The sequence below is a fragment of the Fibrobacter sp. UWB5 genome (assembly GCF_002210295.1).
Taxonomy (GTDB): Bacteria; Fibrobacterota; Fibrobacteria; order Fibrobacterales; family Fibrobacteraceae; genus Fibrobacter.
The window spans coordinates 221,691-244,052 of the sequence record NZ_MWQH01000001.1; the positions used below are offsets into that span (position 1 = coordinate 221,691).

20 protein-coding genes are annotated in these 22,362 nt (G+C 50.8%); 15 read left to right on the plus strand and 5 right to left on the minus strand.

Annotation, left to right across the window (positions count from 1 at the left end; genetic code table 11):
- The first annotated feature begins 429 nt into the window (after positions 1-429).
- From B7989_RS01040 to mnmA, 7 genes are all read left to right on the plus strand, one after another.
- Complete coding sequence (locus B7989_RS01040; protein WP_073056572.1) at positions 430-1,302, plus strand: radical SAM protein; 873 nt, start codon at positions 430-432, stop codon at positions 1,300-1,302.
- Positions 1,295-1,705: a NifB/NifX family molybdenum-iron cluster-binding protein gene (locus tag B7989_RS01045; RefSeq protein ID WP_072801406.1), complete on the plus strand. Its 411-nt coding sequence runs from the start codon at positions 1,295-1,297 to the stop codon at positions 1,703-1,705. The genes B7989_RS01040 and B7989_RS01045 overlap by 8 nt, the downstream gene beginning before the upstream one ends.
- 154 nt (positions 1,706-1,859) lie before the next feature.
- Positions 1,860-2,702 carry a class I SAM-dependent methyltransferase gene (locus tag B7989_RS01050; RefSeq protein WP_088626793.1) on the plus strand — a complete coding sequence of 281 codons (843 nt, stop codon included), beginning with the start codon at positions 1,860-1,862 and terminating at the stop codon, positions 2,700-2,702.
- A gap of 73 nt (positions 2,703-2,775) precedes the next feature.
- Entirely contained in the window at positions 2,776-3,321 is a 546-nt protein-coding gene (locus B7989_RS01055) for an alpha/beta hydrolase (protein WP_088626794.1), read from the plus strand.
- Between the two features lie 111 nt (positions 3,322-3,432).
- A complete protein-coding gene (locus B7989_RS01060; protein WP_088626795.1) occupies positions 3,433-4,686 on the plus strand; it encodes a hypothetical protein in 1,254 nt (417 codons plus the stop codon).
- 104 nt (positions 4,687-4,790) lie between these two features.
- Positions 4,791-5,879, plus strand: a complete 1,089-nt coding sequence (locus tag B7989_RS01065; RefSeq protein ID WP_088626796.1) for an MBL fold metallo-hydrolase — start codon at positions 4,791-4,793, stop codon at positions 5,877-5,879.
- Between the two features lie 53 nt (positions 5,880-5,932).
- Positions 5,933-7,021 carry a tRNA 2-thiouridine(34) synthase MnmA gene (gene mnmA / locus B7989_RS01070; RefSeq protein WP_088626797.1) on the plus strand — a complete coding sequence of 363 codons (1,089 nt, stop codon included), beginning with the start codon at positions 5,933-5,935 and terminating at the stop codon, positions 7,019-7,021.
- A 1-nt stretch (position 7,022) separates the two neighbouring features.
- Here mnmA and B7989_RS01075 read toward each other — a convergent pair whose 3' ends face one another.
- Entirely contained in the window at positions 7,023-7,928 is a 906-nt protein-coding gene (locus B7989_RS01075; RefSeq protein ID WP_088626798.1) for a LysR family transcriptional regulator, read from the minus strand.
- 156 nt (positions 7,929-8,084) lie between these two features.
- Between B7989_RS01075 and metE the strand changes: the two genes are divergently transcribed.
- From metE to B7989_RS01090, 3 genes are all read left to right on the plus strand, one after another.
- Positions 8,085-10,349 carry a 5-methyltetrahydropteroyltriglutamate--homocysteine S-methyltransferase gene (metE, locus tag B7989_RS01080; protein ID WP_088626799.1) on the plus strand — a complete coding sequence of 755 codons (2,265 nt, stop codon included), beginning with the start codon at positions 8,085-8,087 and terminating at the stop codon, positions 10,347-10,349.
- A 94-nt stretch (positions 10,350-10,443) separates the two neighbouring features.
- Positions 10,444-11,427 carry a hypothetical protein gene (locus tag B7989_RS01085; RefSeq protein ID WP_088626800.1) on the plus strand — a complete coding sequence of 328 codons (984 nt, stop codon included), beginning with the start codon at positions 10,444-10,446 and terminating at the stop codon, positions 11,425-11,427.
- A gap of 57 nt (positions 11,428-11,484) precedes the next feature.
- The gene (locus B7989_RS01090; RefSeq protein ID WP_139261085.1) at positions 11,485-11,808 is read left to right on the plus strand and encodes a hypothetical protein; all 324 of its coding nucleotides are present in this window, start codon (positions 11,485-11,487) and stop codon (positions 11,806-11,808) included.
- 59 nt (positions 11,809-11,867) lie between these two features.
- On the opposite strand, the gene folD is transcribed toward B7989_RS01090, so the two are convergent.
- Together folD and B7989_RS01100 are read right to left on the minus strand one after the other, a co-directional pair.
- Positions 11,868-12,707 (minus strand): bifunctional methylenetetrahydrofolate dehydrogenase/methenyltetrahydrofolate cyclohydrolase FolD, encoded by an 840-nt coding sequence (gene folD / locus B7989_RS01095; protein WP_088626801.1) that lies wholly within the window; start codon positions 12,705-12,707, stop codon positions 11,868-11,870.
- 148 nt (positions 12,708-12,855) lie between these two features.
- The gene (locus B7989_RS01100; RefSeq protein WP_073321533.1) at positions 12,856-13,077 is read right to left on the minus strand and encodes a hypothetical protein; all 222 of its coding nucleotides are present in this window, start codon (positions 13,075-13,077) and stop codon (positions 12,856-12,858) included.
- A gap of 318 nt (positions 13,078-13,395) precedes the next feature.
- Here B7989_RS01100 and B7989_RS01105 point away from each other — a divergent pair, with 318 nt between their 5' ends.
- The 4 genes from B7989_RS01105 to B7989_RS01120 all read left to right on the plus strand — a co-directional run bounded on the left by B7989_RS01105 (position 13,396) and on the right by B7989_RS01120 (position 18,138).
- Positions 13,396-14,373, plus strand: coding sequence for an FKBP-type peptidyl-prolyl cis-trans isomerase (locus B7989_RS01105; RefSeq protein ID WP_088626802.1), 978 nt, complete (start codon positions 13,396-13,398; stop codon positions 14,371-14,373).
- Between the two features lie 135 nt (positions 14,374-14,508).
- A complete protein-coding gene (locus B7989_RS01110; protein ID WP_233144195.1) occupies positions 14,509-14,985 on the plus strand; it encodes an RNA polymerase sigma factor in 477 nt (158 codons plus the stop codon).
- On the plus strand, positions 14,982-15,758 hold the full coding sequence (locus B7989_RS01115) for a hypothetical protein (RefSeq protein ID WP_088626804.1): 777 nt from the start codon (positions 14,982-14,984) through the stop codon (positions 15,756-15,758). The genes B7989_RS01110 and B7989_RS01115 overlap by 4 nt, the downstream gene beginning before the upstream one ends.
- A 10-nt stretch (positions 15,759-15,768) precedes the next feature.
- Positions 15,769-18,138 (plus strand): caspase family protein, encoded by a 2,370-nt coding sequence (locus B7989_RS01120; protein ID WP_088626805.1) that lies wholly within the window; start codon positions 15,769-15,771, stop codon positions 18,136-18,138.
- A gap of 9 nt (positions 18,139-18,147) precedes the next feature.
- Here B7989_RS01120 and B7989_RS01125 read toward each other — a convergent pair whose 3' ends face one another.
- Positions 18,148-18,492 (minus strand): Hpt domain-containing protein, encoded by a 345-nt coding sequence (locus B7989_RS01125; protein ID WP_088626806.1) that lies wholly within the window; start codon positions 18,490-18,492, stop codon positions 18,148-18,150.
- Positions 18,489-20,192, minus strand: coding sequence for a bifunctional diguanylate cyclase/phosphodiesterase (locus tag B7989_RS01130; protein ID WP_158212838.1), 1,704 nt, complete (start codon positions 20,190-20,192; stop codon positions 18,489-18,491). The genes B7989_RS01125 and B7989_RS01130 overlap by 4 nt, the downstream gene beginning before the upstream one ends.
- A 124-nt stretch (positions 20,193-20,316) precedes the next feature.
- Between B7989_RS01130 and B7989_RS01135 the strand changes: the two genes are divergently transcribed.
- Complete coding sequence (locus B7989_RS01135; RefSeq protein ID WP_088626808.1) at positions 20,317-22,359, plus strand: PAS domain-containing hybrid sensor histidine kinase/response regulator; 2,043 nt, start codon at positions 20,317-20,319, stop codon at positions 22,357-22,359.
- Positions 22,360-22,362: the final 3 nt, after the last annotated feature.

Below are 22,362 nucleotides of genomic sequence, written 5' to 3' on the forward strand. Positions count from 1 at the left end.
TTTCCTACAAAAATACTAGGCAAAGGCAAGTTAGAATTAAAGTCAACTCTTTCCAATACTTTTTGAACCCGTTTAGTCAAAAAAAATCACTTTTTTTAAGTTGTTATAAATTCCGCTTATAGCCCTTATTAGCGTGAATCTATTGCGCATGCGAAAAAGTATTTTGCGATAGCGAACGCCTATAACATGCGTTAGCATAAAGCTATCACTCTCTCAAAAAAATGAACTTTTTTTATTTTTGCTCTTGCCTTCGTATTGAAATCCATTGCTGTGATTTTTAACTTTACACCTATACTTCTTTGGCTAAGAAGTTAAAGCATTAATCACGCTACAGAACGCTAGGCAAAACGTTCACAATATTTAATACAAACTAAATCGGTTCTTTACCGATCATTTTTTGTGCAGGGTTTCTATACCTTGCGAGGTTTTATGGCAACCAGTCAAGAAACAGTTTTTAGAGAACACCCGTGTTTTGGTGCTTGCAAAAACCGAAAGGGGCGCATTCATTTGCCAGTCGCCCCAGGTTGCAACATCGAGTGCCGTTTTTGTGATAGGCGCATTAACGAAGATGCTCAAGTACCGGGTAACACGAGTAAGGTGATTAAACCCGAAGAGGCATGCGGGTACATTCGCAAGGCGTTGGAATTCGTACCGGAACTCACGACGGTAGGAATTGCAGGTCCTGGCGATACTCTTGCGACGCCTTTTGCGCTAGATACATTCCGCTTGGTGAAAAAGGAATTTCCGCAGCTGATTCGCTGCATGAGCACCAATGGACTTTTGCTGAATGACAAGGCAGACGAAGTCATCGATGTGGGCATCGATTCGCTCACGGTTACGGTGAATGCCGTGGACCCTGAAATTGAGGCGATGATCAATGCAAGAATTTTCTACCACGGTAAAACCTATACGGGTGTAGAAGCCGCAGAAATTCTGATTCACAACCAGCTCGAAGGCATTCGCAAGGTGGCGAAAAGCGGAACGCTTATCAAAGTGAATACGGTTCTTTGCCCGGGCATTAACGACAAGCATATCGAAGACGTGGCCGCCACCGTGCGCGAAGCGGGGGCCATCATGTACAATATCATTCCGTTGATTCCGCAAAACGGCTTTAAGGATATTCCTGCTCCGACTCCAAAGACCCTTGCGATTGCGCAGGAGCAGGCGGGAGTGTTCATCAACGTCTTCAAACATTGTGCGCATTGCCGTGCCGATGCCGTTGGCGTCCCGGGCGTTTACGATGTCGGTGCGCAAATCTACATGGACCGTATCCGTGTAAAGGAGACTTTCTCTCATGGCTAAATATAGAGTTGCAGTCGCCACAAACGATGGCGAAAATGTCAATGTTCACTTTGGGCATGCCGCGGCGTTCGACGTCTACGAAGTCGATGAAGAAAGCGGAAAATTTGAAAAAGTCGAAGTCCGCGTTAAGCCGGAGCATTGCGACGGCACATGCGGCGATGGTGCTTGCGGTCAGCGAGATGTAGAACGTTCATCTATGTTCTCGGCCGCGAAAAATCTAGCCGACTTGGATTATGTTCTCTGCTCGCAGCTTGGCCCGCAGGCGGTGCAGGCTTTAACGCGCTTTAACGTGCGCGCTTTCGACATTGCGCTCCCCATCGCCGAAGCGATTGCCAAAATCAACGTATACCGCAAAAAGATTGCGGAACGTACCCAGAGACTCAAGGGATTACAGGATAAATAAAATGCTGCCTCTGATTGTAGGATTTTGTTGTAAGAACGGCCGATGTTGACGGGCGTTTTTTGCGGTATTCATTTTGTCGCCCGTGTAAGGTTAGCCTACGCGGGCGTTTCTTATGGGCTAAGGCCCTCAACTAAAATTTTAAAAGGATAATACAATGGAAAGTTTAACAGCAAAATTATGCGCATTTGCACGAGCCTGGCATTCTCTACAATCGGACCATACCGTTTTCAATGACTTTCTGGCGTTCGACCTGATGGGCCGCGAGGAGTACGAAAATGTTTCGCGCTTGATTCTAAAGCGGTTTCCGCAGGAATCAGAAAATTCGGTCGAATATTTCAACCGGAAATACTTCCTCCCGATTGTACTTTCGAGGAGCCGCTTCGCCGAAGACCGCGTTAAGCTCCTTGCCCGTTCGGGAAAGATTCAATATGTAATTTGCGGTGCGGGCGTAGACACGTTCTCGTTCCGCAACAAAGACCCGAATGTCGAAGTTTTTGAATTGGATTTGCTTCCGACGCAAAGCTACAAGAAAAATCGCATTCGCGAACTCAAGTGGAGCGTTTCGGAGAATGTCCATTTTGTGGCGATTGACTTCAGCAAGGACAGCATTGTCGAAAGACTTGTCGCAAATGGCTTTGACTGCAAAAAGCCGACCGTTATTAGCATTCTGGGTGTCTCATATTACCTTCCGCTTCCTGTTTTTGCAGAAACCGTGCGGCAGTTTTCAGAGATTGCATCAACCGGCATTTCGATTGTATTTGATTACCTGCAAAAAGATGCCTATTCGAATTCGGTTCAGGAATTGCGAAAAATCGTTGCCGATTGCGGCGAAACCATGGCCGAAGGCTACTTGGACCGCGAAGTTTTCGAGGTGCTTGAGCGTTACGGATTCAAGGTCGACGAATTTCTCGGTGAAAATGCGCTACAGCAGCGGTATTTTCTGATGGGAAATCTGAAGGCGCTCGATTCCGTGCGTCTGATAGCGGCAGTAAAGTAGGCAAAATGGATTTGGTTTGCAATGAATCCTTTATTTATATACTATTTTTATAGGAAAGAAAAGGACTTCTCGAATGCACTACTTGATTGTTCCCGGTTTAAATAATTCTGGCCCGAACCATTGGCAAACTTTTTGGACCAAAAGCCTGCCTAGCGCAAGCCGAGTCTATCAGCATTGCTGGGATAAGCCCCAAAAAGAGGATTGGATTGCGACACTCGATGAAGCTGTCCGCCAGCTGAAGGACGACACGATTCTGGTTTCACATAGTCTGGGCGTCGTAACGACGGCTCTCTGGCTTTTGCGTGCGAAGCAGCAAGGGAATCTTCCGGCGAATATCAAGGGGGCCTTCCTTGTGGCTCCTGCCGATGCCGACACGGTCGATGTCATCAAGAACTTTGCTCCGATGCCTACCGAAAAATTGCCGGTGCCCGTTTGCATTGTGGGGAGCGAAAACGACCCGTACATGACTCCCGAGCGTACGAAATTCTTTGCCGAGGCGTGGGGCGCGAAGTTGTTTAATGCAGGCGCGCTAGGGCACATCAATTCCGATTCAAATTTGGGCGAATGGGAACAGGGACGTGCATTTTTAGCCGAATTCGAAAAGGGCTTGTCGCTATAGCGTTTGTAATGTTTAGTTAAGCATTAAGGAATAATGTTGTACGAAAAATAATCCCTGAAGCGCGTTAAAAAAAGTTATCTTGTGCGCGGTTTTTTAAAAAGCGGGTTAGGGATGAATCGTCAGCAGCGCGAAGAGCTTCTTGATAGTATCAATCTTTTAGAAAATAGCCGAGATGAATATCTCCATACCTATGCTGGTGTGAGCGTTCACGATCGCACTGTCAGGTCGGTTCAGCTGCGGAAGGCGCTTGAAAACGTGAAGCGGCCTTTCGCCCAATTGTGCGAAAAGATGAAAACGTGCGATTGGCTTTATTTGCCATTCGACTTGCCGGAGCCCGCCCGCGTAAGGGATTCCGAGTTGACTTATTTCGGTATGCCGCCCAAAACGCTTTCGCAACTGATTGTGCTGATTGCGGCGTCGATCAAGAAGCAGAATGTCACGGTTCTTTCTATTTGTACGAGAAATCTTGCCGTATACGAGATGATGTTCGGCTTTTGGAATACCCCGCAGAAAGACAATCTGGATGAACGTGTGGCGGCCATTACCGAGGCAGAGGAAAAGACGGGCGAGCTGTTTGACAAAGCGTCGGAAGAATTCGAAAGAATCCTGAAGATGACGGACTTGGTAAAAACCCAGATGATGTCTGTGACGGAAGCGGAACAGAATGCGAAGGCGAAGTCTGCAGAGGCAGCAGAAAAGGTTGCCGAAATTCAGGCGCTGACAGAACAGCTGGATGCCCGAAAGCAGGGCTTGGAAGAACTTAAAGAATCTTTGACGCTCAAGATGAATGACGCCGAGGACAGGGACAGACAATTTGCCGAGAAGATGGAGTCTGCCCAGAGTCTGATTGACCAGGCTTGTGCAAGGATTTCTGAAATCGACAACATGACGGAAAATAGCTTGAAGGATGTTCAAGCTTGCTTGACGACGTCTAGCGAAAAAGTCGAAAAAATCAAGAAGATGACAGACTTTGTGGGCGGCGGCTCTTTGGGCAGCAGTTTTAGCAAGAGAAAGCGGAGCTTAGGCCGCAAGGCGCGCCTTTGGCTGTTCCTGAGTTTGGTGCTGTTCGGCAGTGCGTCCTGGTGGATTTATAATGTGTTTACCCGATTTGGCGTGCATACGGATTCTGTATGGGCCGATGTGGTAATCAATGTCGCCATGTCTTCGATGGCGGTATTTGCGCTGATCTTTGCCTTGTGGGAATACGGCAAGGAACGCAAATTGCAAGAAGAGTACGCCTTTAGGGAGACCATTGTGTTGACTTTGACGGCGTGCCTGGAACAGCTGGATGCCTGCAACCGTGACGACGTGAAAAAGCTGCTTTCGGACACCGTCGAAAAACTTTGTTCGAAATTGCCGGTGTAGTGTCGCGTTTTTAGAACGATTTAATCGACTGATTTTATACTTCTGTCGGAATTTCTTTGCTGGAATCTGCGGGTTAACGGAATATTTTTTATTCTTTAATACGTATGGTTACGGCAATCTTTTTTACGGTATTCTTTCTTATTTGTAATGCGGGCGCATTGTTCCTTGGCCAGCCTAGTTTCGGGAAAATCCCGCATGGCGCGCGCCTCGAACGAATTAAGCAGTCCCCGCATTACGACGGCAAACAGTTCGTGAACGAAGAAGAAACGCTCTTTATGACCGGTAACAAGAGCACGCTTGCCGTATGGCGGGAGTTCATGTTCAACACTAAACAGCAAACGGTCCCGGACACCGCCCTACCTGCTATCAAGACTGACCTGAAAAAACTGCCCGGCGATAAGGATTGGGTCGTTTGGTTTGGCCATTCGTCTTATCTATTGAATCTTTCTGGCAAAAAAATCTTGGTAGATCCCGTATTTTATAAGGGGTCTCCAGTGAGTTTTGCGAACAAGATGTTCAAGGGTACAGATATCTATAAACCTGCCGATATGCCGGATATTGATTACTTGGTGATTACGCATGATCATTGGGATCATTTGGATTATGAAACCGTTGTGGAATTGGAACCGCGCGTCAAGAAGGTGGTTACGGCACTCGGTGTCGGTTCGCATCTGGAGTATTGGCGTTACCCTGTTGAAAAACTTCTAGAATTCGACTGGTGGGAATCTATGGACCTTGGCGACGGCAACCGCGTCACGGCAACTCCGGCAAGGCATTTTTCGGGTCGAGACCTGAACAAGAACAAGACCTTTTGGGCGTCGTTTATCTATGAATCGCCAAAGCGTACCGTCTGGATTGGTGGCGACGGCGGTTACGGCAAACATTTCAAGCAGATTGGCGAAAAGTTCCGGAATATCGATTTGGGCATTATGGAAAATGGCCAGTACAATCCAGATTGGGCGCAAATCCATACCATGCCGGAATATTTGGGCAAAGAAATGACGGAACTTGGCGCTAAGCGCTACCTCACCGTTCATCACTCAAAATTCTGCCTGAGCAAACACGCTTACTTTGAGCCGCTCGAAAATGCAAAGCGGGCCGCCAAGGAATCTGGCAAGCCCGTATTGATGCCGGAAATCGGCGAAGTCATGTATTTGGACGAACCCGCCGGTATAATTTTTAACGATATCTAGGTATCAAAAAACTTTATTAGACATTTGTTTTTGCGACTTCTACATTTGGCAAAATGACAAAAAGAGTGGCAGTCGGTTTATCGGGCGGAGTGGATTCCGCCCTTTCGGCGTACCTGTTGCAAAAGCAGGGGTACGATGTGGTGGGCCTCACCATGGCAACGTGGGACGGCTCGGTGAATATGCCTGCGGTAGAAGGTCGTGAAGGCTGCTACGGCCCGAGCGAAGACAAAAATATTGAAGAAGCGAAACTGGTGGCAGACCGTTTGGGAATCCCGCATTATGTGGTTCCTGTCGCCGGCGAATATAAAACCAAGGTGCTGGATTATTTCCGCGCCGAATACCGTGCTGGCCGTACGCCGAACCCGTGCGTGCGTTGTAATCAGTCTATCAAGTTTGGCGCATTGCATTTGGCCGCCCGTAAAATGGGAATTGAATTCGATTATTTTGCCACCGGGCATTATGCGCGCCTTGATTTCAAAAACGAGAATGAACCCTTTTTGTATCGCGCCCTAGATACGGGCAAGGACCAGACTTATTTTCTGTCGCGCCTCTCGGCGGAGCAACTTTCGATGGTGCTTTTCCCGCTGGGCGGTATGCACAAGCAAGATGTAAAGGCTCTCGCCGCTGAAATCGGCTGGGAAGATTTTGCTACCAAGCGCGAAAGCCAGGATTTTATCGAATGTGGCGATTACTCGGTGCTGTTCGAAGAATCGGACCAGGTGCCGGGCGATTTCGTGGATGTGAGCGGCAAGGTGCTTGGTCACCACAAGGGAATCGTGAATTATACCGTGGGCCAGCGCAAGGGCTTGAACATTGGCGGCCAAAAGGAACCGCTTTTTGTGGTGGCCATTGACGCCGCCAAGAATCAGGTGATTCTCGGCCCCCGCAGTGCTCTTTCCTGCATTCAAGTTTCTGCCATTGACTTAAACTTGATGGTCAACGAAAACTCGCCACTGCTTAGGGGACCGCTAGACGCCCACATTCGCTTGGGCCACAAGGGTTCTCCGGCAAAGATTCTTGACTTGGAGCCGGGCCGCATTCGTGTGGAATTCGAAACCCCGCAATTCGCTGCCGCCCCCGGCCAGGTGCTGGTGCTTTACGCGGGCGATGGTGTGGTCGCCTCGGCGATTATTGACAAGTAATTTATTTGCAGTGTCGCATAAGTGCGGCAATGTATGCTTTGGCGTAGCGCGATGGCGTTACGCCTTTTCGCATCACGTAACCGATGGTCATTTTGTCGTGAACATCGAGTTGTCTTGCGATAATGTTGCGGCCGTTGAGCTTATGGCTAATCACGCCGGAACAAATGGTATAGCCGTCAAGACCGATAAGTAAGTTGAAAAGGGTGGCACGGTCGCGAACCTTGATATTGCGCGGACAATCGAAGTCGATGGCGGTTAGGGGCTCTTCGGCAAAGTAGAACGAGTTGAAATCGCCCTGTTCGTAGGTAAGGTACGGATACGGCTTTAAGTCTTCCAGCGTGATTTTTTCTTTCTTGGCGAGCGGGTTTTTAGACGACATAAACACGTGCAAAGGGGTCGCAAAGAGCTCTTCAAAGACCAAATTGTTCTTTTGAATCAGTTTTTTGATGACTTTTTCGTTCTTATCACTCAAATAAAGTACGCCAATTTCGCTTTTTAGCTTCGCAATATCGTCAATAATTTCATTAGTTTGGGTCTCTCGGAGCGTGAAATCGTAGCTCGGACCGCCGAATTTTCGGATGACATCGACGAATGCGTTGACTGCAAAAGAGTAATGCTGACAGCTCACGGAGAAGATGGTATTGCCACTTTTTCCACCCTTGTAGCGGTCTTCCATGAGGGTCGCTTGTTCCAAAACTTGCCTTGCGTAAGAAAGGAATTCATCACCCTCGTTAGTGATCGTGACGCCTTTATTGGAGCGGTTAAAGATGGTAACGCCCATTTCTTCTTCGAGGTCGTGAATGGCCGCCGTAAGGCTCGGTTGCGAGATGAATACGCGCTTGGATGCTTCGGTAATATTGCGTGTGTCGGCGATGGCGATAGCGTATTTAAGTTGTTGTAAAGTCATAGGGCTTTCTTATAGCTAGTTATTCAAATGTTTTTGTTTGCTCCATAGGAAAAATCTATGGTGAATGCGTAAAAAATAGTATTTTACCGATGGTAAAAAAGGAGATATATTTGGCGGCGTAATCGAAAAACAAACAAAAAAGGTAGGTAAAACACTATGAGCAATAAAAAAACATCTGTAATCGGTTTCCCGCGTATTGGTAAGGCCCGCGAACTCAAGTTTGCAAGCGAAAAGTTCTTCAAGGGCGAAATCTCCGAAGCGGAGCTCCAGAACGTCGCCAAAGAAATCCGTCAGTACGGTTGGGCAAAGCAGAAGGCCGCCGGCATCGACTTTATTCCTTCGAACGATTTCTCGTTCTACGATAATGTTCTCGATACCGCATTCTTGTTCGGCATTGTTCCGGAACGTTACAAGAAACTCGAGCTTAGCGATCTCGAAAAGTATTTCGCAGCCGCTCACGGTTACCAGGGTGAAAAGGGCGACGTGAAGGCCCTCCCCATGAAGAAGTGGTTCAACACGAACTACCACTACATTGTTCCGGAAATCGATGACGCTTCTGAATTCAAGGTGAATGATTCCAAGCCGGTGCAGGAATACAACGAAGCGAAGGCTGCTGGAATCCAGACCGTGCCGACTTTGATTGGCGCCTACACGCTCCTCCGCTTGGCCCGCTACAATGGTCAAAAGAAGGCCAAGGATTTTGTTACCTCTGCAGTCGCTGCTTACGCAAAGGTCGCTGAACTGCTCGCCGCTGCCGGTGCCGAATGGATCAGCTTTGCCGAACCCGCCTTGGTGTTCGACGTGACCGCCGAAGAAAAGCAGCTCTTCAAGTCTATTTATGTGGAGCTCATCAAAAAGGTGCGTGCCGCAGGCCTCAAGATTGCCTTGCAGACTTACTTTGGCGATATCCGCGATGTGTATCAGGATGTGGCTGCCCTCGGTTTCGATGCCCTCGGTCTTGATTTTGTCGAAGGCCTCAAGTCGCTGGAACTCATCAAGTCTGGTTTCCCGAAGAATACGCTCTTGCTCGCCGGTATCGTGAACGGCAAGAACATCTGGCGTGCCGATTACTCGCAGAAGAATGCTCTGCTCGCCGAAATCGTGAGTGCTGTCGGTGCCGAAAATGTGGTGGTTGGAACTTCTTGCTCGCTGTTGCATGTACCGTATACGGTTGCTGCCGAACAGAAACTCCCCGCCGAAACGCTCCGTCACTTTGCCTTCGCCGAAGAAAAACTTGTGGAACTTGCCGAAATCGCAAGCGGTGATGCTGCCGCTCTCGAAAAGAATAAGGCCTTGTTTGCAACGCCGCGTGTGCAGGCGAACGCCAAGGTGCAGGCGGAACTTGCCGCCCTCACCGCCGCTGATTTCGAACGCAAACCGAGCCGCCTCAAGCGCCGCGAAGTGCAGAAGGCTGAATTCAAGCTGCCCGCATTCCCCACGACTACCATCGGGTCTTTCCCGCAGACGGCTGAAGTCCGTGCGAATCGCGCCGCCTTCCGCAAGGGCGAAATCTCCAAGGAACAGTATGTGGAATTTAACCGCAAAAAGATTGCCGAATGCATCAAGCTGCAAGAAGAAATCGGCCTCGACGTGATTGTGCACGGCGAATTTGAACGCAACGACATGGTGGAATATTTCGGCTCGAAGATTGACGGATTCGTGTTTACGCAGAATGCCTGGGTGCAGAGCTACGGCACCCGTTGCGTGAAGCCGCCTGTAGTTTGGGGCGACGTGAGCCGCAGCGCTCCGATTACGGTTGAATGGTCTGTATACGCTCAGAGCTGCACCAAGAAACCGGTGAAGGGCATGCTCACGGGTCCGGTGACGATTCTCAACTGGTCGTTCCCGCGCGAAGACGTTTCGCTGAAGGTGCAGGCACAGGAAATCGGTTTCGCTATCCGCGACGAAGTCTTGGATCTCGAAAAGAACGGTATTCGCATTATCCAGATTGACGAAGCTGCCCTCCGCGAAAAGCTGCCGCTCCGCAAGAGCGACTGGCACAAGGAATACCTCGACTGGGCCATTCCGGCATTCCGCCTGGTGCATGCCAAGGTCAAGCCCGAAACGCAGATTCACACGCACATGTGCTACAGCGAATTCAACGACATCGTGCGCGATATCGACAACATGGATGCCGACGTGATCACCTTCGAAGCAAGCCGTTCTGACCTCAAGTTGCTTGACGCCTTGAACGAAGCCAAGTTCGAAACGCAGGTGGGGCCGGGCGTGTATGACATTCACTCTCCGCGCGTGCCCTCGGAACAGGAAATCGTCGACGCTCTCCACAAGATCATAGCGAAGGTCCCGCAGCAGAACGTGTGGGTGAACCCTGATTGCGGCCTCAAGACCCGTGGCGAAACCGAAACCACGGCAAGCCTCAAGAACCTTGTGGCAGCCGCAAAGAAACTGCGCGCCGAATAAGCCGTAAGGAATATTTCCTGATTGAGACGTCTCACGTTTTTGGCGTGAGGCGTTTTTTATTGCACTTCCGCTGAAATTATTATACATTAAGGGTATGGATATCGCATCGAGTACATACCGCCGCATTTTTGTGCTGGGTTCCGGATTCAGCAAGTCGTTTTGTCCGCAGATGCCCACGTTGCGCGACTTGAACGAACTGATTCCCTTTGGAATTTCAGACGAGTTCCCGCACCTGCGTGATTACTGCAGGCGGTTTCTGGAGCTTTGCAATAACCAGGCGGAATACCTGAATATCGAAACGCTTTCGACGTCGATTCTGTCGGCACAGATTTTCCCCGGTGTGCGCGAAAGCCTTTACCATTCCAGTTTGCGTTTTGAGCTGTTGCGCTTTATTGCGGGTGCGATTCGCCATGACCATGCGGTAGATTCCCAGTCGGCGGCCATTCTCCGTAAGTTCTTGGCGGGCTGCGTGAATTGCCCGAGCGAGGGCGTGCGCGATACCTTGCTGCTCAGCTTTAATTACGACACGCTGATTGAAAATATTATTGCTGCTGATCCTGAAATGGGTGCGAACGTGGCGGTGGATTACGGCGTGCGTATTGACCCTGCTGACCGCAGTGCGGTTCGTGCTCCGCGGACCCATTCAATTGATTTGCTCAAACTGCATGGCTCGCTGAACTGGTACCCGGTCAAGGGCGCTTCTGATCCGCTTGATTTAAAGAATGTGTGCCAGGTGGAACCTTGCGACCGCAGTTTCCCGATTTACCGCGAAGACACACCGATTTATATTCCGATGGCGCACGCTAAGGAATCTTTCTTGCGCGGGAGCCTGTTTAATTTGTTGTGGAGTAAGGCCGATTACTATCTCAAGAATGCCCAGGAGATTTTCTTCTTGGGCTATGGATTCCCGAAGTCCGACATGAACAATTTGGAATTCTTGCTCCGCCACCGTGACCGCTTCAAGAAGGTCGTGGTGTTCGAACGCGAAGGCCACCCTGATTTGGAACGCCTGCGGGCGCTGTTGGGCGATACCCTGGTGCAGTCCATGGATGCCAAGGAATTCTTGACTAAGTTCTAGGGGCGCGTAATTCGCGTTGCCGAGGTCTTACTATATTTTGCACCGAAGGGTGCAAAAATGAAACTTTTTGGATTGGCCATATTTATGCTTGCGGGCATTGCATGTGCCCAATTGGTGCAAAAGAAGGCGCCGACGGCTGCCGATTCCATTGATCTTGGCGACAAGAAAGGCCCGATTGTCTATTCGGACCCTAAAGAAAACGAAAAGTCTGCCATAAAAGATGCGACTGTCGAAATGGACAGTCGCAAGATTTCAAACGATTCTACCGTCGGGACGTTGATAGGTGTCGGCGCTGAATTCGTAGGCGACATCATGAAAGGCATGCTTTCGCCCAATTCTGCTGAAACCGACGCTGTCGAGTTAGAGCGAACCAGAAGGTAACCAAAACTGATGTGGAATGTGAAATGTTTAATTACTCATCTCACATTTCTCATTCTTAATTATCCCAAATACTTTTCGCCAGATTCCACGCTCTGGTAAATGAGCGTGTTGATGGTCATGGGGCCTACGCCGCCCGGAACCGGAGTGTAGGCGCTGGCCACGTCTTCGAGACCATTTTCGATATCGCCTACGCCACCTGGATGGTAGCCGGCATCAACCACGACGGCGCCCTGCTTGATCCATTCCTTCTTGATGAATTCCGGCTTGCCGACGGCACCCACCAGGATGTCGGCCTGCTTCACGAATTCGGGCAGGTTTTCGGTCTTGCTGTGGCAAATCGTCACGGTGCAGTCTGCATTCAAGAGCATCATGGCCATGGGCTTTCCAAGAATCGCGCTGCGGCCTACAACCACGGCGTGCTTGCCTGCAAGCGGAATGTTGTAAGCCTTCAAGAGACGCATGATGCCGGCAGGTGTCGCACATCCGTAGGCGGGTTCGCCCATCGCCATGCGGCCAAAGCCGAGGCATGTCACGCCGTCCACGTCCTTGCGAGCGTCAATGGCTTCGAAAGCGGCACGTTCGTCAATGTGGCGCGGAACCGGATGCTGCAACAGAATGCCGTGCACGTCGTTGTTGTCGTTGAGTTCCTGAATCTTGTCGAGGAGTTCCTGCGTGGTGGTGTTCTTCGGGAGCACCACGCGGATGCTTTCCATGCCCACGCGGGCGCAGGCGTTGCCCTTCATCTTCACGTAAGTGGCGCTTGCCGGATCGTCACCCACCAAAATCGTTGCAAGGATCGGGGTCTTGCCCGTCTTTTCCTTGAGCTTTGCCACGCGGGCGCTGAGTTCTTCTTCAGTGGTCTTGGCAAGTGCCTTGCCGTCGAGGATGAGTGCTGCCATAAGTGTCTCCGGGGCGCAAAGTGCGCGATTGTTTGCCCCAAAGATAGAAAAGAGTCTGGGGTTAGTCATTAGTTTTGCGCCAAAGAAAAAAATAAAGCCCCGCGGAAGGCGAGGCTACAAAATTTGAAAAATGTAAGGTTCGTAAATCTTAGAACATGTCCTTGAGGGACGGGACCAAGGAGCAAACAATCACCCACGGGTAGGAAAGCGAACCCTTAAGCCAACCAGTCTTGGCAGGGCTCGGGACTGCACGAGCAGTGTTCGAGCTGACCATGCTATCGAGCTCGCTACGAACGCTCTCGATGGAGCTTTCGAAAGCCTGCTTGTTAGCGGAGGCCGAATTTATGAAATTTTCGAAACGGTAGTTCATACAATTTCCTTATATTTCTCACTCTTATGTGTAAATTTAGTAACAAAAATCTGTTTTAGCAACCCCTTTGTAAACCCCCGTTTACGGCAATTGTGTAAGCAAAGTTGTTGTCTGTTTGGATAAAAGTGTCTAAATTTTGCTAAAAACGGCAATTTTTGCTTAAAACTTTTTCTAAAAAGTCGGAATTTTGTACATTTTAGGGCGAAAAGATTGTTCTAAAAAGTGTTCACGACGCGTTCTTTAAAGTCTTTTCTATTTTTGGATGTGTTGGATATCACTGGAATTTGCGATGTAACTCGCTATAGATCAAGGAATTATATGAAGATAAACCATTTTTTTTCGGCTTCTTTGGCACTTTGCTCGGTGCTGGTTGCTTGCGGTGGCGGTCAAAAACCCGCTGTGGATCCCGAGGCTCAGACTGATTCTGCTGCTGCCCCCAAGTCTGCTTTGCCGGATTTGAATAACCCCACCGACCGTTACAGCTATGCGCTGGGTATGGACTTGGGCAAGGCAATTGCGAACGTGAACGTGCCGCTGAACATGGACGTGCTCATGGGCGCTATCAAGGACCAGGTGGATTCTACCCGCCCGGTGCAGATGGCCGATTCTACCGCGGAATCCGCCTTGCAGGATTTGCTTTTGCAGATGCAGAAGAAGAAGGAATCCGACGAAAAGGCCCAGGCCCAGAAGGCGCTTGATGAACAGACGAAATTCCTTGCCGAAAATGCCAAGGATACGACTGTCAAGAAGACTCCGAAGGGCGTGCAGTATAAGGTGATTAAGGCCGGTGCAGGCATTAGCCCCAAGATGAGCGACAAGGTGCAGGTGCACTATATTGGAGCGCTCCTCGACGGAACGGAATTCGACAATAGCGTCAAGCGCGGTGAACCGCTGGAATTCCCGGTGAGCGCCGTGATAGAAGGCTGGCAGGACTTGCTGCAGGTCATGAAGGAAGGCGACAAGGTGAAGGCCTGGATTCCGAGTGCCCTTGCCTATGGCGAAGCGGGCGTGCCTCCGATGATTCCGGCGAATGCGATGCTTGTGTTCGAGGTGGAACTCTTGAAGGTTTATGCCGAAGTGCCTGCGGTTGACAGCACTGCTGTGCCCGCCGCCCCTGCTGCCGCTCCGAAGGCTGAAACGAAGCCTGCGGAACCGGCCAAGGCCGAAGCCAAGCCCGCTGCTGAAAAGAAGGCCGAGGCTAAGCCCGCTGCTGAAAAGAAGCCGGAAGCCAAGCCTGCAGAGAAAAAGGCAGAAGCAAAGCCTGCCGAAGCTGCAAAACCCGCTGCCAAAAAGTAAAAATTGGCGTTTGCCCAATATTTATACAGATATTGCCCCGCACAAGCGGGGCTTTCTTTTTTTTAAATTTGCGGTGACACTTTTAACTTCCACTAGTGTTACAATGGTATGAACGGGAAAAATCTCCTTGATCGCATGGCTTTTTCGAAACTCTACGAGGCTTACGCCCCGATGGTTTACAGACGCTGTGTCTTTTTGCTCAAGGACGATGCCGAAGCCAAAGACATGGTGCAAAATGTGTTTTTGCGTGTATACGAGCGCATGGACACCTTGGATCTTTCGCAGCCGTCGAGTTTGTTGTGGAATACGGCAACCAGACTTTGCCTGAACCGTATTCGTGACAAGAAACGCCGCGGGCTTGATTGTGATTCGAGCGAACTCTTGCTCACCATCGCCTGCGCCGAAGAAGATGACGGTTATGAGGCCAAGGGTCTTTTGGCAAAGATTTTCTCGAAGGAGCAGGAATCTACCCGCACGATTGCGACGCTGCATTATGTAGACGGCATGACTCTGGAAGAAACTGCTGAAACTGTTGGACTTTCGGTGAGTGGCGTGCGCAAGCGTTTGCGTACCCTGCAAGCCAAGATCAAGAATCTGGAGGTTGAAAGATGACATCTGTCAATAAAATTTCCGATTTCAAGCTGGAACGCTATCTGCTCGGGGAACTCTCCGAAAAAGAAATGCGTGAACTCCAGGAACGCGAATTGAGCGACGAAATCTTTGCCGCCCGCGTGGCTGAAATGCGCCTGCAGGGCAAGCGCTTTTTAGCGGAAAATCCGTTTGCGGATCTTGAAGAACGCATTGAGGCTGCCGAAGCCGCCGGGAATTCTGCCGAGAAGGCTGGCCAGAATATTTTGTGGCTCAAGGTGGCTGCCGCGTTGGTGATTGCACTGGGTATTTTCTCGGTGGTTGTGTTGAATCGCGATGTGGCGACTTACGACAACAATGCCGCCTCGATGGAAGTCGCCATGGCCGATGTAGATGACGGCACGCGAATCAAGGGTATGCAGGCTTCTTTGGAAGTCTGGAAAAAGACGGGCGACAGTGCCGTGCAAATGGTGAACCTGGGCGATGCTTACGAAGGTGACGAAATCCAGTTGCGTTACCGCGTTCCACAAAAGTGCTTCGGCATGCTTTTTAGCATGGACGGCAACGGAACCATTACCATGCACATGGGCGAAGGCAACAAGGCTATTGAGCTGGAACCCGGCAAAATGACGACGCTTCCGTTCGCTTACAAGCTCGATAACGCTCCGAAATTCGAAAAGTTCTTCTTGCTCACGTCGCAGAATGCTTTTGAAATTGACGGCAACGATATTGACAAGAGCTTGAAGCAGGCTGGTGTAGAAAACGTTTCGTTTACGCTCCGCAAAGTTGGGAAATAAGGGGGAGAAAATGAAAAAGATTTTGGGTAAGATTTTATTCTGCGATTTTTTGTCGGGTTCTGCGATTTTTTGCCTGGTTTGCCTGGTGGCGATTTTGGCGGCTGCAAGCAATGCCCATGCCGCTGCGAATTCCGGCGAGATCGCGATTAATCGTTACGTGTTCGCGGTGAGTGCGAATAACGGCGGTAAGGGCCGCCCGGTGCTGCGCTATGCCGAAAGCGATGCCCGCGCATTTGCCAATGTGCTTTCGCAAATGGGCGGAGTGGCTAAGCAGAATGTGTACCGCGTGACAGAACCCAGCGTTGCCTCGTTGCAAAGTCAGCTGGATGCCCTCGATAAAAAGTTGCAGGCTTCAAAATCTTCGAAAGGTGCTGGCGCGGATTCCCGCGAAGAAGTACTGGTGTACTATAGCGGTCACGCCGACGAAAAGGGACTTCGCCTCGGCGAAGAAATTTATAGTTGGAAAGAATTCCGCAAGCGTGTGGATGCCTTGAATGCCGACGTGAAAATTGCCGTGATCGATGCTTGCGGCTCGGGTGCTATCACTCGCGCGAAGGGCGGTGTCGCTGTGCCTGCGTTCATGGTCGACAAAAGCAGCGACATGAAAGGCTACGCCTTTATCACCAGCAGCACTCAAGATGAATCTAGCCAGGAAAGCGACAAACTCAAGGGATCCTTCTTTACGCATTCGCTGGTGAGCGGCCTTCGCGGCGCAGGCGATGCGAGCGGTGACGGCAAGGTGACGCTTTCTGAAGCTTACCAGTTCGCCTTCAATGAAACTCTCCAGAAGACCGAAGCCACCATGGGTGGCGCCCAGCACCCCAGCCGCGACATGAACTTGGCGGGCACCGGTGACGTGGTCATGACCGATTTGCGCAGCACAAGCGCAGGCCTCGACTTGGACGAAGATGTAGACGGTCACTTGTTCATTCGCGACGAAAAGGGTGAACTTGTCGCCGAACTTTACAAGAAATCTGGTCGCGCCATGAGCCTCGGGTTCCCTGCCGGCAAGTACAGCGTACGCTTGGAACGCCCTGCCGAATATAAGGAAACATCGATCACGCTTTATGACAACAACCGTGCGCGTCTCGGCAAAAAGCAGTTCACTGCGGTCGCTGTTGAAAAGACGGCTCTTCGCGGCGAAATCAAGAGCGAACGTTCTTGCGCTAATGGCGATACGGCAAAATGCTCTCTGGATTCGCTTGACCGCAACGGAGTTTCTCGCACGACGTTTGGTTTTTACGACCGCGACAAGGATCCGCGCAAGGGCGTGCAATTGGGTCTCTTTGCCACCAAGACGAAAAATTACATGGTCGGTTCGCAGGTGAGCCTGTTCGTGAATAGCGCCGATAAGGATATGCGAGGTATCCAGCTGACGGGCCTCTTGAATATCGCAAACGAAAACATTGATGGTGCACAGATTTCGGGTACCGTGAACTATGCCGAAAGCGTCGATGGTTTGCAGCTGGCCTATATCAACTGGGCATCTGAAAAATCCGAAGGTGCGCAGATCGGTTTTGTGAACGCCGCTCTCGATACCATGCGCTACTTGCAGCTGGGTTTTGTGAATGCTTCTGAATACAGCAAGACTCACGTTGGTTTTGTGAACACGAGTATGGGCTCCAAAGTGCAGGTCGGCTTTGTCGATGTCGCCAAGGACGCCGATGTGCAAGTAGGCTTTGTGAATGTGGCTAAGGACAATGATGTTCAGGTGGGCTTTACGAATGTGGCTGTCAATTCTCGTGTAGGCGTGGGCCTTGTGAATGCCACGGCATGGGAAGGCGGCACGCAGGTGGGTTACGTGAATGTGGCGCCCAAGTCCAAGGGCCGCCAGGTGGGTTTTGTGAACGTTTGCTTGGAATGCGAAAAGACTCCGGTGGGCTTTATCAGCGTCGTTGGCAACGGTGTGTGGGCTGTGACAACGTCCTTGAACGAAATGGGAGTTTTAGATCTTTCGCTTCGCTTGGGTACAGCTTATTTCTACACCGCCTTTGAATGGGCTCGTCCCTTTGAAAAGGGTGAAGGATTCAAACGCTTTGAAGATCACTACGAAAGCGGTTATGGTATCGGTACGCAGTTCGGCAAGTACGGCAACCACTTTGAGTTGGAATACATGTTCCTGAATGCCTTTGAGAATGTTGCTTTCAGCGGTGAAAACAATTACAATTACCACCACCGCCTGCGCTTGGGCTTTGTACATAAGCTCTTCCCGGGGTTAGGCCTTACGGTGGGTGGCTCGCTGAACTGGGCGACGATTGGCGATGCGGACGAGATTTGGCTCAAACCCTGGAACAACTACCACGACGACTTCGGCAGCGAAAAGCATAAGGCTCGTTGGTGGCCCGGCTTCTACTCGGGCATTACCGTGGGTAGATTCTAAAAGTAAAGTTTAATCTGCGCAAAGCCTGCTGAGTTCATCCTTCTTTTCGAGGATGGTGCCGAGCAGGCTTTTGTAATCCATATCGGTTTCGCTGCGGAGCAATTCAGTGATTTCTGCAACCGGCGTATAAATCGGCGTGAGCGAGAGGTTTCCGAGAACACCCTTTAGCGCATGGGCGGCTTCGAAGGCGTTTTTTTTGTCTTTCGCGGCAATGGAATCCTTGAGCTTGTCGAAATTGCCCTCGCCGGGAATGGTCGCCACGAGCTTCAGGTACAGGGCCTCGTTTCCGAAACAGCGTGCAAGCCCTTCGGCGGTATTTGCCCCAAAAGTGTTCAGTTTATCGACGGTTATCATGCGTCCCTCCGGTGTTCAAGTTCCTTTTCGATGAAGGGCTCAAAGTCCTTCGGCGGAACCGGTTTAGAGAAGTAGTAGCCCTGGATAATCTGGCAACCCATTTCCTTGAGTATTTTGAGTTGGGAGGCTGTTTCCACGCCTTCTGCCACGGCAGGAATCTTGAGGAATTTTGCAATGTCCGCTACCAGTTCCACGAGTTTCAGGTTGCGTTCGTCCTTTTCCATGTTGCGTACGAACGACATGTCGATTTTCAGGATATCGATGGGGAGCGTCGTAATCATGTTCAACGAAGAATATCCGGCGCCGAAATCGTCCATCTCGATGCGGAATCCCTTCTTGCGCAGGTTCTCGATGACTTCGATAAGGCGCTCCATGTTTTCGCAGTAGGCACTCTCGGTCACTTCAAGCATGTATTCTTCCGGTGAAAGGCCGTTTTCTTCGAGGAGCCGCATGAGTTTTGTTTCCAGTTCCGGATCCAGGATGTCAATGCGGGACACGTTCACGGAAACGGGTACCGTTACGCCGAATTCATCTTTCCATTTCCGAATTTGCTTTGCCACTTCGTTCCAGACAAAGTTGTCTATTTTTTGTATAAGCCCGTTCCCTTCGAACAGCGGAATAAAGTCGCCCGGACTGATGAATCCTAGCGTCGGATGTATCCAGCGGATAAGGGCTTCTGCACTGGTGAGCCGCGGGGTGTCGCCTTCGATGTTAAACTTGGGCTGGTAATAGACAACCAGGTTCTTGTTGTCTATGGCGCTTTGCAAGTCGCGGATGAGTGTTTCCTCGAACATGTAGCGGGAATGCATCTCGTTGTTGTAGCGGGTGAACGATTGGCTTAGATCGCCACGGTTCTTGTCGCAGGCGGCTTTCGCGCGGTCGAACCAGGCCTCGATTTCTACGTTGCGGTCCACGTTTTCCCATAGGCCGCAGCGTACGCGGATGTGGTTTACCTCGAAGAATTCTGTAATGATTCCCTGGACAATGTCTCGGATGTTGTCGTAGTTTTCCTGGTGGGTCGCGAAGATGTAGAAGGTATCCGCATCCGCACGGCAGGCGATGGCGTTCATGGAGGCGAGTTCCTTTTGGAGCGCGCTGCCGATTTCTGCAAGCAGGTGGTCGCCGAAATCTCTGCCGCAAAATTCGTTCACCAAATGGAATTGCTCGATGTCGAAGACGATTGCGTCGCGGGAAATGTCCCTGCTCCACAGCTCGATTTGGCGGATGTATTCAAAGAAGTAGTCCTTGGTGTATAGGCCGGAAATATGATCGCGTTCCGTCTGGCGGATAATGTCCCTGTCTTCGCAGAGCTCGATAATCCTTTCGCAGCGGGCGAGAACCACCTCGGGCATGTCGAAGGGTTTGGCGATAAAGTCGGCGGCGCCCAGTTTGAGGCTGCGGACTTCGGATTCCTTTTCGGAGGTCATCACGATGACCGGAATGCGCTTGAGTGTTTCGGTGGTTTCTCTTTTTTTCAGGAATTCAAACCCGTCCATCACGGGCATGAGCAGGTCCAATAGGATAAGCGAAAACCGCTTGTCTTGTCTGGAGAGTGCTGCGAGAGCATCCTTGGCGTTGTCGGCATATTCGACGTCGTAGTTCACGGAAAGGATATTACCCAGGATTTCGCGGTTTACCACCTCGTCGTCTACGATAAGGACGTGTCTTTTGATGGTAGTGATCTGGCGTAGTTTTTTCATTTGAAAAAATTCCTTGTATCCGTAGATAAATATATGTAAAAAGAAACAAAAAAGTAACAACGTGCGCGACAAAGCGTTTTTTTTAGATATCTTTAAAACAGAATTACCAGAATACGAGGTCCCCATGTTCGGTCGACACCTTCCCCTGAGCGAGCAGGCATTGCAAGTTATCGAGCAAATCGGCGAAGACATGCCGGGTGGCTTTTTTATTTACAAGGCGACAGGTAACGAGGAACTGCTTTACGCGAACAAGGCCGTGTTCAAGATTTTCGGCTGCGAAACGCTCGAGGAATTCAAGGAACTCACGGGTTACACTTTCAAGGGGATGCTTTGCCCGGACGACTACGAGAAGGTTTCTGGTTCCATTGTGGACCAGATCGAAAAAAGCCAGGGCAATCTGGATTACGTAGAATACCGCATTGTCCGCAAGGATGGCAAGATCCGCTGGCTCGATGACTACGGCCATTACGTGAACTCCGATGTGTACGGCGGACTCTTCTACGTGTTTATTTCGGACATTACCGAAAAGCGCGTACAGATGGAGGCGGACAAGGCCGTCTATACTGCGGTGATTGATGCGCTGAGTCGCGCCTACAATGCCGTGTGGCTTATCAATGATATTGCGACCGGGAGCTTTTCGCTATTCCGTGCCGACACTTCCGAAGGCAGTATCCACGCAAGGCCCACCAAGGAGGCCTTGGAACTGCTCACCTACGAAGACGCCAAGGCGAACTACATCAAAAACTTTGTGGCCCCGTCGGACAGGGGGCGCTTGGAGAAGGAGCTGACGCTTGAAAACATTACCGCGAACACTTCCAGCAAGAAGGTTTTTGGCGTTGTGTTCAAGCGCGTCGTGGGCGACAAGGAATGCTATTACCGCATCGAGTTTGCACAGGTGCAGCTCCCCAACGGCAAGACCGGCATTGTGGCGGGTTTCAAGGACGTGGACGAGGATGTTCGCAAGGAACAGGAAATACAGCAGGTGCTGCGCGATGCCATTGACACGGCGAATGCCTCCAGCAAGGCAAAGAGCGACTTCCTTTCGAGCATGAGCCATGACATCCGTACGCCCATGAACGGGATTATCGGCATGACGGCGATCGCGACCGCCCATCTGGATGACCGGGAGCGTGTGGAGGACTGCCTCAAGAAAATTTCGGAAGCCTCGAGCCACTTGCTTTCGCTCATCAACGAGGTGCTTGACATGAACAAGATCGAGTCGGGCAAAGTGGAACTGAACGAGGAAAACTTCAACCTCTCGGAGCTTGTGAACACGCTGCTTGCCATGACCAAGGCTCAGCTCGAAAGCCACCGTCACAAATTGAAGGTGAACATTGCGGATGTAATCCACGAAAATGTCATTGGCGATAGCCACCGCATTCAGCAGGTGTTCGTGAACTTGATGAGCAATGCTATCAAGTATACTCCCGATGGCGGGACCATCTCCTTGACGGTGGCGGAACGGCCTACCAACGCCCATGGTATAGCCTGCTATGAATTTGTCTTTGAAGACAATGGCATCGGCATGACAGAGGAGTTCCAGAAGCACCTGTTCGAGCCGTTCACGCGCGCAAACGACAAGAAGACTGCCGCTATACAGGGAACGGGGCTCGGTATGACAATCTCGCAGAGTCTGGTGCGCATGATGGGTGGCGACATCCAAGTGAAAAGTAAGCCCGGAGAGGGCTCTCGCTTTACCGTCACTATCTACCTGAAGTTTGTGGACGTGCAGAATGCGGAACCCCACAAGGAAGACCCGCTCAAGAATCTGGAAGACTTGAAGTTCGAGGGCAAGCGCATCTTGCTGGTGGAAGACCACCCGGTCAATGCGGAAATCGCGAAGAACGTGTTGCAAATGACGGGGCTCGAAGTGGAATGGGTCGTGGACGGCGAAGCGGCTGTAGAACGGATGGCAAACAGCAAGGAAGGCGAATTCGACCTGGTGTTCATGGATATCCAGATGCCGAACATGGACGGCTACCAGGCGACGGCGGCCATCAGGGCCATGACGACCTACGCAAGGAGAATCCCCATCGTGGCGATGACCGCGAACGCCTTTGCCGACGATATCCGCAGGGCGAAGGAGGTTGGCATGAACGGTCATATTTCCAAGCCGCTGGACTTTAATGAATTGGCTAGAATCTTGCAGAAGTGGATAAGGGTGTAGATT

Bases quoted from the DNA above. Each gene is read 5' to 3' on its own strand.
- B7989_RS01040 (WP_073056572.1), top strand. From the start codon at position 430: ATGGCAACCAGTCAAGAAACAGTTTTTAGAGAACACCCGTGTTTTGGT.
- B7989_RS01045 (WP_072801406.1), top strand. From the start codon at position 1,295: ATGGCTAAATATAGAGTTGCAGTCGCCACAAACGATGGCGAAAATGTC.
- B7989_RS01050 (WP_088626793.1), top strand. From the start codon at position 1,860: ATGGAAAGTTTAACAGCAAAATTATGCGCATTTGCACGAGCCTGGCAT.
- B7989_RS01055 (WP_088626794.1), top strand. From the start codon at position 2,776: ATGCACTACTTGATTGTTCCCGGTTTAAATAATTCTGGCCCGAACCAT.
- B7989_RS01060 (WP_088626795.1), top strand. From the start codon at position 3,433: ATGAATCGTCAGCAGCGCGAAGAGCTTCTTGATAGTATCAATCTTTTA.
- B7989_RS01065 (WP_088626796.1), top strand. From the start codon at position 4,791: ATGGTTACGGCAATCTTTTTTACGGTATTCTTTCTTATTTGTAATGCG.
- mnmA (WP_088626797.1), top strand. From the start codon at position 5,933: ATGACAAAAAGAGTGGCAGTCGGTTTATCGGGCGGAGTGGATTCCGCC.
- B7989_RS01075 (WP_088626798.1), bottom strand. From the start codon at position 7,928: ATGACTTTACAACAACTTAAATACGCTATCGCCATCGCCGACACACGC.
- metE (WP_088626799.1), top strand. From the start codon at position 8,085: ATGAGCAATAAAAAAACATCTGTAATCGGTTTCCCGCGTATTGGTAAG.
- B7989_RS01085 (WP_088626800.1), top strand. From the start codon at position 10,444: ATGGATATCGCATCGAGTACATACCGCCGCATTTTTGTGCTGGGTTCC.
- B7989_RS01090 (WP_139261085.1), top strand. From the start codon at position 11,485: ATGAAACTTTTTGGATTGGCCATATTTATGCTTGCGGGCATTGCATGT.
- folD (WP_088626801.1), bottom strand. From the start codon at position 12,707: ATGGCAGCACTCATCCTCGACGGCAAGGCACTTGCCAAGACCACTGAA.
- B7989_RS01100 (WP_073321533.1), bottom strand. From the start codon at position 13,077: ATGAACTACCGTTTCGAAAATTTCATAAATTCGGCCTCCGCTAACAAG.
- B7989_RS01105 (WP_088626802.1), top strand. From the start codon at position 13,396: ATGAAGATAAACCATTTTTTTTCGGCTTCTTTGGCACTTTGCTCGGTG.
- B7989_RS01110 (WP_233144195.1), top strand. From the start codon at position 14,509: ATGGCTTTTTCGAAACTCTACGAGGCTTACGCCCCGATGGTTTACAGA.
- B7989_RS01115 (WP_088626804.1), top strand. From the start codon at position 14,982: ATGACATCTGTCAATAAAATTTCCGATTTCAAGCTGGAACGCTATCTG.
- B7989_RS01120 (WP_088626805.1), top strand. From the start codon at position 15,769: ATGAAAAAGATTTTGGGTAAGATTTTATTCTGCGATTTTTTGTCGGGT.
- B7989_RS01125 (WP_088626806.1), bottom strand. From the start codon at position 18,492: ATGATAACCGTCGATAAACTGAACACTTTTGGGGCAAATACCGCCGAA.
- B7989_RS01130 (WP_158212838.1), bottom strand. From the start codon at position 20,192: ATGAAAAAACTACGCCAGATCACTACCATCAAAAGACACGTCCTTATC.
- B7989_RS01135 (WP_088626808.1), top strand. From the start codon at position 20,317: ATGTTCGGTCGACACCTTCCCCTGAGCGAGCAGGCATTGCAAGTTATC.